Raw genomic sequence first — 12157 nt, 5'->3', positions numbered from 1 at the left:
GTGATTTTTTGCCCGTACGCTGAGTCTAGATTGTATATGTAACTTACCGAATCACTGATGAATAGTTTTAATCCATCGGTCAGGCTCATGTATCATCAAAACATTCAGGAAAATGACGAAGCAGGTATGCTGAAACAGAATAATGAACTCAAGATGATTTGGTTGATGACGCTGATCTTGGTAGGGATCGGGGCATGGTATTTAGACCTCCGTATTCTGAGTTATATCAGTGGCATCGGTTTTATGCTCAGTGTGATGAATTATGTCGATGATTTACAGCACGGCGCTGATGCACTGAGCTCATCAAAACAACCATTTCAAGTGACATCAAAGGTTCCGTTATATATTGCATCGTTATTAACGGTCGTTGGACTGTTAACAGAATTAGGATATTTGGTTGCGATCGGGATTGGCCTGTGGGTTTATTTTTTTCTGCGCTGGCTGAAACGATTAGAACGTCAGCTGCATCTATTGCAAGGACGTGCGCTTCACTCGCAATCGATTCATGCAGCTACTTCAATATCAGCGTCGACAATAGACCGTCCTGAAAATTTTGATTCTGACGATACACCATCTGTACATCCCGCGACGGAAATTGGTAAAGCTAGACATCAGACACCATTCAATTCAACACCTTCTAATACACCATCCAAGTCTGCGCCAAATCTATCTAGTCAAATTCAGCAATGGCTTTTCCAAGGCAATCCCGTGTTAAAAGTGGCGGTATTGGTCTTGGTGATTGGCGTGGTGCTATTACTCAGATTTGCCACAGAGCATTGGCAACTAAGCTTGGCCATGAAACTGCTGATCGTGAGTTTGATCAGTGCTGGTGTTGTGGGACTGGGTTTTTTGCTGCAAACCAAAAATCGCAGTTTTGCCTTGGCTCTAGAAGGTCTAGGTCTTGCAGCGCTGTTTTTGACTTTATTTTTTGCCTATTACAATGCCGTGATTTCGGGCTTTAGCATAGCCTGTGTGATGTATGCAACGCTTATGGCATTGACGATTTGGCTCAGTTTGAAACAACAGTCGGTAGAACTGGCAATTATGGCAATGCTGATCGCCTATCTTGCGCCATTTACCTTGCCTGTTCGTGATGCAACTGCAACGGAATTTATTGCCTATTATCTTGTGATTAATATTGCTGTTGCGGTCATGAGTACATTAAGACCGTGGAAATATCTGAATCAAATCGCTTTTTTGATGACGGTGATTATGGGTGGAGGATATGCTTTTTACCACGGATACACCACCGAACGTCAGATGATGAGCGTGTTGGTTTTAGCTCACGCTGCGATTTTTATTTGGCTCGGTTTTCGTTTTAGCCAGTTATTGGCGAAACAGGATCTTGCGCACTTTCAACTCAAACCTGCCTTGGATATTGCACTGATTTTTGCTGCACCAGTGCTTGCTTATCTGGCATTGTATTTGATGTATTTTGAGGAAACGGTATGGCAGGCGGGGTATAGCTTGCTATTCGCAGCGCTTTTTGCCGCACTGTATAGCATCAGTAAGCGTAGTGCGGTGATCCCAGTGATTGCACAAAGTTATTTGAGTTTGACCTTAATTTTCTTGGCATTGATTCCACCGATAGTATTGAAAGAGCAGTGGAGTGTGGTCGGTTGGGCAGTTGAAGGTGCATTGATATTTATATATGCCCTATACAAGCAGTCCAATATCAGCCGTTATTTAGGCATGGCGCTCTTGGTGATGGCGGGTTGTTCAAGTCTGTATTATTTGGTTCAACTGCCACATTTCCCTGCACAGATGTATTGGGGCGTGTGTTTGAGCTATTTGGCGGCCATTATCGTGACGCATGCTGTTCCTGCATTTCATAAACAGCTTTCAAGTTCGAGTATTGCCTTTCAATGTGTGCAAATGCTCTCAGCAACTACTATGTTCATCATGTTGCTCTTAGATTGGCTGCAGAGTAGTCATCAATTGGCCTTGAGTCTATTGATCGTCAGTGTGGCCTATCTGTTGGTGAATGAAGGCTTGTTAAAACGAAAAGCTTCGTGGAGTTGGTCCATCATTAAGTGGACGGGTCTAGTACCTGTTTATGTGATGGGGCTGTACCAAGTTATTTCAGTGAGTGAGAACGGTCAGTTACTTTGGCATTCAACGATGGAGCAGATGTATTTTGCATTCGCTGGGCTGTGCTTGACGCTGCTTTGGCTACGACCATTACTCGGTGTGCGTGAAGAAAAAGAATGGGTCAGTCTCGGAATTTTGAGCAGCTTGGCGTGGACCAGTCTGACGTTGATACCCAGTATGCCGTATATCAGTGTGGTAATTTTGCCGCTGTTATTTTGTGCATGGTGTTATTGGCAAGCGCAGCAACCGGCCTGGAAAATGTTTTGGCAAGCGCGTAGCAGTTTGTTTTTGGCTTTAATTTGGATCATTAGTTCGCAATTATTTAGTCAGCAGGCCTTTGTGGGATATATCTTGCCGATACTGAATCCTTTTGATGCAGTGAGTTTGCTGTTGTTAGCGGCTTTTTTATGGATGTTGAATCAACAGTTAAAAGCTGGTTTAGATCGTAGCTTGGCTGCCGTGTTGAGTGTCCTAGGGCTACTTTGGTTAAGTAGCTATGTTGTGCTCCGTGCCTTACATAGGTATCTGGATACACCTTATAACAGTTTAGACATTTGGAGTAATGCGACCATTCAGCTGAGTTTTACCGTGCTGTGGGTGTTATTGGCTTTGGTGAGTATGCGCTTTGCCGCTCAGCGTCAATTACGTTCAGTTTGGCTGCTCGGCGGCAGTATTTTGGTCTTGGTCACTTTGAAATTGGTCTTGCTGGATTTATCTCATGTCGGCACACTCATGCGAGTGATTTCATTTATGGCGGCAGGTTTTGCCATGCTTTTGATTGCCTATATTGCACCCATGCCGAATGACAAGGTTGAACCATGATGAAATTCTTAAAGGTACGAGATCACTAAGCTGTACAGGTCGATGGCTATAAAAGTACATGATAAAAAAACCCTGCACATTTGAAGATATGCAGGGCTTTTCATATCAAGTCGATAGACCATTATTTGAGTTGAGGTTCTCGTTGGATCTCTTGTGCATTGGCATATTGATCGACGTCGGCATTGCTTGCTTGCGTAGAAAGCGGGTGGTCAACAAAACCCATTTTCGGTACAGGAATTTCAATTTTATTTTCGACAAAAGCATTACGAATCCGTTCCTGCATTTCATCACGGACTTTCAGGAAATTCTCTCTTTGACACCAAATAGCAAAAAGCAGCTCAATGGAAGATTCACGAAAGGCAGTGACAGTCACGGCAGGTTTAGGATCGGCCAAGACCAATGGATATTTACTAACGGCATCTAATAAAACTTCACGGACTTTGATGATGTCTTCATGAAAGTTAATCGCAAGGGTAATTGGAATGCGCCGTATTGGAAACTTAGACAAGTTATGTACAGGCGCGCGAATCAGTTGTTCATTCGGCAAACGGACATAGACATTGTCCTGCGTAAGTAATTTGACCGACAGTAAATCAATCGAGATCACTTCACCTTCAATAGTATGTCCACGAATCAGTGTCAATTGAATGGTATCACCAACTTCAAAAGACCCTTCACCGATCAAGAACATCCCGCTGATCAGGTTGGATGCGGACGTTTGCGAGGCAAAACCCAGTGCGACCGTTAAAATACCTGCCGCACCCAAGAAGACGCTGAGTTTAAAGCCGGCTTCTTTTAAACTTGCCATCACAAAGATTAAAAAGATGAAATAGAAAATCCCGCGACGCCAAACCAACTGCTGATGAGCATTGAAACGCATACCCACAGTACGAATAAAGGTATTCGAGATAAAACGGGCAATCAGAAAGCCGATGACTGCCAATAAAACAGCCACCAATAATTCTGTCAGCCGATCGGTATTGAGATTGGCGACCATTCCTTTTAGGCTGCTGGTGATTTCTGTCGAAATATTTAAATCTGCCATGGCTCGCCCTTAGAAAAATGAATCAAACATATTGAACAGCACATTGGCTGACTCGCGTGGCGGATGTAGATAAACAACGTCACCCGCTTGTGGTGGTGTACGGTTTTCAATTTTGACCCGCGGCGGTTTGTCATGACCTTCATGGACGACCCGAATTTGTGAAGTCCATAAACGTCCCGTACTTTCACTATAAAATAATGGCAAAGCCGGTACAGGGACATTCATTCGGTCAAAACGAATCTGTTGGTTACTCACGTTATGAAACTCAATAGGGGTTACTGCACGAAAAGCACGAGGTTTGAGTTGTTTGAGTTCTGTACGACCATCGACTGCTGTGGCATAGCAAATTTCCCCCATTCGATGATTTGGTCCAAACCAAGTATCTTTAGGTAAAATCACAGGTATATCAAACAAGGGTTCTCTAAGACCTTCGACAAAGCCGGCAATCCACAGCGGCGTACTGATATATAGCGTTCCGCGCTGTCCGGCTGGAATATAAATCGGATCGACCGGTTTAATCACCACAGACCGATCTGCCAAACGTGGCATGATTTGAATTTTGTCATGCGTCTGGCGGAACATATAACGTTCCATTTTAATGGGTTGTGGAAAACCAAATTCAGGGTCTTGAATCGGATGCCATTGCTGCTCATAGTCAAACTGAAAGGTCGGGCGATGATATTCCATACGCCACTCTTGCATGCCGCGCGTCACCCGGAACAATAAAGACCCAAACTGCCAACTGCGCGGGTGATTCAGTTCAAATTGATATTCCCCCCACCATTTACGTTTTGGGGATTCCTTTTCAGTCAAATCATTTTCTAATGGCAATGCGTATATCCCTTGTCCTGATAAATCCTAAAAACAGACTTCACGCTGTCAGATGCTTAGAGTACACTCAAAACAACTTTTTTCATCATTATAATGCGTGATGCAAGTACTTAAACAATTACAAATACCATATAGTTTTGCCAAACGTCATGGCGTATTGCTTCGATATGAGGGTGATCAAGCTTTTATTGTACGTCGTGACAGCACGCCACTGCTGGCTTTACAAGAAGCACGTCGCTATTTAGGGCATCCTGCACAATATCAATTATGTAGTGAGCAAGAGTTTAATCAATTACTCAGTGCAAGCTTTGCCGGAGACACCGGTGAGTCTCAACAAGTGGTAGCGGGTCTGGAAGATCATCCTGATTTACTTAGCCTTGCGGACTCTGTACCAGAAGCTGAAGATTTGATGGATCAGGAGGATGATGCGCCGATTGTACGGTTAATCAATGCCTTATTGTCTGAAGCGATCCGTGTCGGTGCTTCAGATATTCATATCGAATCTTTTGAAAAAAAGCTGTCTGTCCGCTTACGTGTCGATGGTCAGTTACGTGAAATTGTGCAGCCACGTCGTGAACTAGCACCACTGTTGGTGTCACGGATCAAAGTCATGGCCAAACTCGATATTGCAGAAAAGCGAATTCCACAAGATGGTCGTATTTCACTACGTTTGGCGGGCCGAGAAGTTGATGTTCGTGTATCAACCTTACCATCTTCCTATGGTGAACGTGTGGTGATGCGTTTACTCGATAAACAAGCTGGGCGTTTAAACATGACCCATTTGGGCTTGATGCAGCATGACTATGATCGATTGAAACAACTGGTACATCGTCCGCATGGCATTATTTTGGTTACGGGACCAACGGGTTCGGGTAAAACCACAACCTTATATGCGGCATTGTCTGATCTAAATGATGGTTCAAAAAATATATTGACTGCGGAAGATCCAATTGAGTATCAACTTGAAGGGATCGGGCAGACGCAGGTCAATACCAAAGTGGATATGACCTTTGCTCGTGCATTAAAAGCCATGCTTCGACAAGACCCAGATGTGGTGATGGTCGGGGAGATTCGTGATTTAGAAACTGCTGAAATTGCAGTACAAGCGTCATTAACAGGCCATTTGGTACTTTCAACGCTGCATACCAATACAGCAATCGGTGCAGTGACCCGTCTTAAAGACATGGGGATTGAACCCTTTCTACTGTCAAGCTCATTGATAGGTGTGGTGGCGCAGCGTTTGGTTCGAACCTTGTGCCGTCATTGTGCGACTTGGCATGATGCCGATGATTTTGAAAAAGACTTATTTAAGCATCTCGATGCCTCGACCGAATTAAAATTGCCACAACCTAAAGGCTGCGAACAATGCTCGCATACTGGATTTACAGGGCGTACCGCAATTTATGAAATCGTCCCGATTGATGAGCAAACACGTCGCCTCATCCATGGTAATGCTGCTGAGTTTGAGTTAGAAAATCATGTACGTGCAAATGCGGGTTCAATTCGTGATGATGGATTGCGTAAAGTTTTGGCAGGTAAAACCACGATAGAAGAGGTTTTACGTGTAACCAATGAAGCGGCTGAATAGTCGGTGTGAATTATAAAAAAAGCCCCGAAGCCTGTGCAAGGACTCGGGGCTTTGCTTTAGTTAATCTTTTCAAAATGAATAACAGCATCGTATGCTTTATCTGTCAGAGTGAGGTGAGTTGCATCACTGAGTTTCATTTCAATGTTATTGCTCTCTTTATATTTCAAAACATCATTATTCACTTCGGCCATACCGGATGAAGCACTAGAAGTGCGCTCAGTATTATTTTTATCGAGCCAAAATTCGTCTTTAATTTGGTAGTCATCGCCTTGTTTGCTAATGGAAAGTTTGCGTAGGCTCTCCGTGTCAGGTGTTTGTTTCCATTCCCCTGAAAAATCAGGCGCAGGTGTTTGGCTACATGCGGCTAAGGCCAAGCTTAGAAAAAGCAACGAAAAGTATGTTTTCATTGTAAAGTCCTGAAAATGATTTTAATTTTTTATGGATGTATAGTTAATTATAGTTTGAATATTAAACATTTTTTAAATTTTATTCATTATTCTTTCTATCGAATGTCTCATAATTTTTTATTTTAATTTGAACAAAAACAGCCCAAAAAATATGGGCTGTACGGTCTTTCACTTACCACAAACTGACAACTTTCTTCATCAATTCAGCACGAATGGGCGCGGTCGGGTTACCTGCATTGCGCTGGGTTTCATTTTCATAAAACTTTTGCCAAGTTTGAACCATCTCTAAAGTGACATCTTGAGTTTTAAGCTTTTCAACGTCGGCTTTGCTGATATTGGCTAAGCGTGCTGCAGCACCTTCTGGGCCTGTACCCCAACCAATGATGCCTTGACCATAGGCAGGTAAAGACATGTTGTTCGGTGTTGGTGGTAGCGCAAGACGTTGAATATCTGGATTGACCAAGGATTTAATCTGAGGACGGACTTTTTCAGACAGCGTTAATTCAGCAAAACTGAGTGTGGATGCGCTGATTAGCAATGTACTGATAAGGAGAGGTTTAAGCTTCATAGATCAACAAATGAATGTAAATAAGAATCGTTATATATTTTAGCAAGGTTTTGGCAACTGAATATGAATATTTAAATGTATTGGAAATGGATAAGATTTTATTTTGAGCTCAGCTGTAGATGTGTAGAAGTAAAAAAGCTCAAAGCACTATTTTATAAGAATTAAAACAGTGCTTTGTATAGATAGGTACAAATGGGTTTAAGTCAAAACATTTAAAGTGACATTAATATTGTTTCGGGTCGCATTTGAATAGGGGCACACAATATGCGCGGCATCGACCAATTTCTGCGCCTCGCTTGCATCCATACCCTCAAGATGAATATTAAGCGTCACTTCGATACCAAATCCTGTTGGAATAGGGCCGATACCCACATCACCCTCGACATAGGCAGCAGGGGCAATCGAAATTTTATCTCGGTTTGACACAAATTTCATTGCACCTAAAAAACAGGCTGAATAACCAGCGGCGAAGAGTTGTTCGGGATTTGTACCATTACCTGTACCCCCCATAATTTTAGGCACAGCCAATTGAACATCTAAATGACCATCGGATGTCGTTGCACGACCATCACGACCACCAGTGGCTTTTGCATGGGCTGTATAAACTGCTTTTTCTAAAGTCATTTTTCTAATCCCTCAGATGATGGTTCAAAATCATATCGTGGGGGATTTTGTTTAAATAATATTCAGTTTTTTTGTAATTTTATACAGAGTGAAAATCAATATTGAACCAAAACACGGTGCTGCATCAGTGGCATTGATGCGCGAATCTGTTGCTGCTCGTCTAAGTCAAAAGGAACTGTGAGTAGTTGAGCGCCTTCTTCCGCGGTGATTGCTAAAATTTGACCACGGCTGTTGCTTGCTCCAGCATGACCCCAAGTTTGACGCTTTTCACCATGCCAGCCTTGTTGTGCGGCACCTAATACGGCACATTGACTATCCATGGCACGAGCTTGCAGTAACAACTGCCAGTGCATTTCACCCGTGGTATAAGTAAAAGCTGCAGGCGCCGTTAAAATGTTTGCACCTTGGCTACGAAGTTTCAAAGCCAGTTCAGGAAAGCGCAAGTCGTAGCACACCATCAGGCCAATATTGCCAAAAGGTGTTGTTGCAACTACGGTTTCAGTACCAGGTTCAAAAAATTTTGATTCTTGATAGCCACCGACAGCGTCACCAACTTGCACATCAAATAAATGAATTTTGTCATAACGTGCTTCGGTACGTTCAGGGCTGATACACAGGCTGACAGTACGGACACGGCCATCTTGAATGATTGAACCATCTGGACGATAAGGGCATGGGAGTGTGCCCGCAACAATCCAAAGTTGATAACGATGTGCGAGTTGTTCTAGTCGCTGCTGAATACTTTCAAATTGCGCCGCGGTTTCGCGTTGTTTACCTGCGGCAAAGCAGACAAAATTTTCAGGAAATACAATGAGACTCGCACCTTGAGCCTGACTTTGTTGCATCAATGATTCGATCACTTTGAAGTTATCTTCAATGTCATTTTGAGAATTCATTTGTGCAACGGAAAGTAAAGTCATGCGAAGAGGGTCTCTGCTGTGATTAACCTAAATTAGACATTTTGCTGCTTGGGTTGCTCTAGATTGTCCTGCTCTTTTTGCAGTTGTTTGACCAAAGGCTCAAACATATTTTGGTTGCTATCATTTAGTTTCATCAGCGTTTTGTGTGCATCTAAAACCGTATTCAGCATATTGCTATGGGTAATGTGTTCTTCCATAAGTGCGCGAGTGCATACACTTGGATCACCACAATAATTCAAAATAACAAACACCTGACCTAAACCCATGCTATTGGCAAGCGTTGTGATATCAGAGTTTGTAGACAACATTACCGCTTGGATATGGTGAACTTGTTTGAGCTTCAAACCCAGTTTAGCCAAAATGCCAAGGACAGTACTATCGATAAATGTCGTTTGGGTTAAATCAACGATTGCACCGACGACATTTTGTTGCTGTTCAATTTTGTTTAATAACTTGTCTAGACTAATACAAGATTGGGCACGCACTTCGCCAATAAGCTTAAAAATATGCGTTCCGTTCAAGCTTGCATATTCAACATGACCTGTTGACATATAAATGCCATTTGCAGAGAAGGATAGTAAATTATCCCATAGGGGCACAGCTTACTCAAGTAGCCGAGTATGATCAGAAAGTCGTATTCGGTTTAAGTAATTGATTTCGTGATTAATTGATTCGACGTAAACTTAGGATGGCAATATCGTCGGCAACATGGTCTGGTGCTTGAAATGATTGATTTTGCAAGTGATAGACCAATTGACCTAGCTGTTCATTCAATCCACCGTCAAAAGGTTCAAGTGCGCCATCCGAGCAAATTACAAAGCGTGAATAACGATTTAAGGTAAATTCAAACTCTTCAACTTCTAGGTCTTCAGTTAAGCCAAGTGGAAAGCTACTGGTATTTAAAATTCGTGCGGGAAGACCGGGTTCAAATAAAATGGCCGGCGGATAATGCCCTGCACTAGACCATTTCAAGACATGCGTATCGAGATTGAGTATCCCCGCAATCATGGTAATGTGCTTTTCAATATTTTCTTGAACCAACATGCCATTGAGCTTTTTGATGAGTTCTCTCGGGGTTTTTGAACGACCGTGGAAAGCAGCCATCCATGAGGTTAGTAAACTACTCGTTACCCCATGACCAGATACATCTGCGAGATAAAACATGATTTCTTTATCGCTGATTTTCCAGTAATCGTACCAATCACCAGATAAATAGGCTGAAGGCTGGAAGAATGTTTCAATTTTATAGTTGTGGAGTTCAATCGGGTTGGGCAGTAAACGTTTTTGCAAATCTGCAGCAGAAGGGAGATCACGGCTATCTTGATTGCGTTTGTATTGCGCATCAATTTTAGTGAGTGCCACCTGAAGGTTGGTTGGAATATGGTCCCACACCCATCCTGCTAAAGCGCCTTGTTGCCACGCTTGAGCCAATGCAGCACCTTCATGCTCAAAAGCAAGCACAATAGTAGGAAGTGTCCATTGGTGATTTAAAAAGTCGGCAACATCAGCAATTGCAATGATCGTTGGATCATACAAGTCTAGATCTTCAATGTTAATCATTTGTACGCTAGGAAGCGCATCAAGTACCTGATCTAAATATGGAATATCACGAGTAGGTTGAATGAAATACATAAAGAATTAGATGAATCCTTCGATAGACAATAAGTGTACTATAGCAAGCTAATGATGGCTGGAGGGAAAAACCACACCAGCCAATTGAAAAATTTTATTTATTCAGTTGTTACCGTGTCGGTATCATCTGAAATGCTATCATCAATGAAATCGGTAGAATCATCAGATGAAACGTCTACTGAATTTTCTTCAGATTCATCAATATCGTCATCTTCTTCATCAATAAATAGGTTTTCTTCAGCGATACCTTTTTTCTCAGCAATAGAATAGTTCAGGCGTTGCAAATAAATATCACGAATTTGAGCGTATTTATCGCCTTGCAATACACCTTCGATATCCAGTAATTGAGCGCGAGTATCGATTCCACGTAAAGTTTGCTCAGACCAATACGCCACATCATGACCATCAAGCATATATTTCTGTGGACGTCCTTGACTATCTACAGCAAGCCCCACAGTTTGACGCAATGTGCTTGGACCAAGCACTGGTAAAACAATATAAGGACCAGAAGGAATACCGTAATAACCTAAAGTCGCGCCAAAGTTTTCATCTTCGGTTTCTAGACCTAGACGGCTTGCAGGGTCAGCAAAGCCTAAAGTTGTCAGTGTATTAACAGTAAAACGCCCCAGACTTTTTGCGGCACGTGTCGGTCGACCTTGGATGAGTTGGTTAAATGCATTCCAAGGTTCGCCCAAATTTTTACGGAATAAACGATACGATTCACGTATATCCTTAGGGGTTTTTGCTACATATTGCACAGCAACAGGGCGGGCAATATGGACATCTAAATAATCATTAAATGCGTAAACTTTCCGGTTGATCGGTTGGAAAGGGTCTTTATCTTCTTCTGATTGTGCTGCATTGGCATTTACAGATAATTTTTTTGCAACTTCAGATGACTTGACCATCGCAGCATGCGCAAGTTGTTGTGTTTTTGATTTATTGGCAGCTTCTGAGTCTTGAGCAACAGGTGCTGAAGCCTCGTCATTTGCAAATACAGGTGTTGTTACGACAAGTGACAATAATCCTGCATATAAAAAAGAAGTTTGGCGCATATATAGTCCTGACGCTTTTAGCGCGGCAAAATGTTTGCCGTATAATAAGTAAAAACGTTCAAATAATCTTGATTTATTACTATTAAACCAAATTTGATCAAAATATGAATGAAAAAATGTAATTTGAGCGAAAAATGTGCGCTCAAAATAATTATTTAAAAAAGGGTGTTGCGTTGGATCAGAAATGCTGTAGAATGCACATCCATCGGCGGTGATGAAGATTAAAACTTCTGATAAAACAATAACTTGGTTGAATTGATTAAGTTGGGTTTTATTTGATAAGTTTAAAAATAATTTAAATTACTAGTTGACTCTTTAGAAATAAAGAGTAATATAGCCGACCTAGCTTGATGGTGACGAACCAACAAGAAGATCATTAAAAGATTATGAAGAACAACTTGTGTGGATTTTTACTGATTGATCGATCGAAATTATTTTCATTGATTGATGGTAGAAATTACTCGAAGTTTATTTGAGCAAATTTTTGTCAGTAATTGATGAGCCAAGATTGGTACACTATATGTACTATTGATTTTAAACTGAAGAGTTTGATCATGGCTCAGATTGAACGCTG

11 protein-coding genes are annotated in these 12157 nt (G+C 42.0%); 2 read left to right on the top strand and 9 right to left on the bottom strand.

Features of this window, described 5'->3' with window-relative positions; all coding sequences use genetic code 11:
- The first annotated feature begins 126 nt into the window (after positions 1-126).
- Positions 127-2913, top strand: a complete 2787-nt coding sequence (locus tag FTU75_RS09365; RefSeq protein WP_180115945.1) for a DUF2339 domain-containing protein — start codon at positions 127-129, stop codon at positions 2911-2913.
- Positions 2914-3034: 121 nt separating this feature from the next.
- Here FTU75_RS09365 and FTU75_RS09360 read toward each other — a convergent pair whose 3' ends face one another.
- Both FTU75_RS09360 and FTU75_RS09355 read right to left on the bottom strand, forming a co-directional pair.
- Positions 3035-3958, bottom strand: a complete 924-nt coding sequence (locus FTU75_RS09360; protein ID WP_180050202.1) for a mechanosensitive ion channel family protein — start codon at positions 3956-3958, stop codon at positions 3035-3037.
- A 9-nt stretch (positions 3959-3967) separates the two neighbouring features.
- The gene (locus FTU75_RS09355; protein ID WP_111884712.1) at positions 3968-4789 is read right to left on the bottom strand and encodes a hypothetical protein; all 822 of its coding nucleotides are present in this window, start codon (positions 4787-4789) and stop codon (positions 3968-3970) included.
- Between the two features lie 100 nt (positions 4790-4889).
- Between FTU75_RS09355 and gspE the strand changes: the two genes are divergently transcribed.
- Positions 4890-6377, top strand: coding sequence for a type II secretion system ATPase GspE (gspE, locus tag FTU75_RS09350; protein ID WP_180084646.1), 1488 nt, complete (start codon positions 4890-4892; stop codon positions 6375-6377).
- A gap of 56 nt (positions 6378-6433) precedes the next feature.
- On the opposite strand, the gene FTU75_RS09345 is transcribed toward gspE, so the two are convergent.
- The 7 genes from FTU75_RS09345 to FTU75_RS09315 all read right to left on the bottom strand — a co-directional run bounded on the left by FTU75_RS09345 (position 6434) and on the right by FTU75_RS09315 (position 11583).
- Positions 6434-6784, bottom strand: coding sequence for a hypothetical protein (locus FTU75_RS09345; protein ID WP_180115826.1), 351 nt, complete (start codon positions 6782-6784; stop codon positions 6434-6436).
- Between the two features lie 172 nt (positions 6785-6956).
- Complete coding sequence (locus tag FTU75_RS09340; RefSeq protein ID WP_180115825.1) at positions 6957-7352, bottom strand: DUF4951 domain-containing protein; 396 nt, start codon at positions 7350-7352, stop codon at positions 6957-6959.
- A 198-nt stretch (positions 7353-7550) separates the two neighbouring features.
- Complete coding sequence (locus FTU75_RS09335) at positions 7551-7976, bottom strand: organic hydroperoxide resistance protein (RefSeq protein ID WP_078189560.1); 426 nt, start codon at positions 7974-7976, stop codon at positions 7551-7553.
- 95 nt (positions 7977-8071) lie between these two features.
- Entirely contained in the window at positions 8072-8896 is an 825-nt protein-coding gene (locus FTU75_RS09330; protein ID WP_180011795.1) for a carbon-nitrogen hydrolase family protein, read from the bottom strand.
- Between the two features lie 32 nt (positions 8897-8928).
- The gene (gene gigB, locus FTU75_RS09325; protein WP_078189558.1) at positions 8929-9447 is read right to left on the bottom strand and encodes an anti-anti-sigma factor GigB; all 519 of its coding nucleotides are present in this window, start codon (positions 9445-9447) and stop codon (positions 8929-8931) included.
- Positions 9448-9559: 112 nt separating this feature from the next.
- Positions 9560-10528, bottom strand: a complete 969-nt coding sequence (gigA, locus tag FTU75_RS09320; RefSeq protein WP_078192616.1) for an RsbU family protein phosphatase GigA — start codon at positions 10526-10528, stop codon at positions 9560-9562.
- A 98-nt stretch (positions 10529-10626) separates the two neighbouring features.
- A complete protein-coding gene (locus FTU75_RS09315; protein ID WP_180115824.1) occupies positions 10627-11583 on the bottom strand; it encodes a VacJ family lipoprotein in 957 nt (318 codons plus the stop codon).
- Between the last annotated feature and the right edge of the window lie 574 nt (positions 11584-12157).

This window comes from Acinetobacter sp. YH12140 (genome assembly GCF_013418475.1).
Classification (GTDB): Bacteria; Pseudomonadota; Gammaproteobacteria; order Pseudomonadales; family Moraxellaceae; genus Acinetobacter; species Acinetobacter amyesii.
The sequence above is the reverse complement of the archived record's forward strand: the minus strand, read 5'-3'. Positions and strand labels throughout refer to the sequence as shown.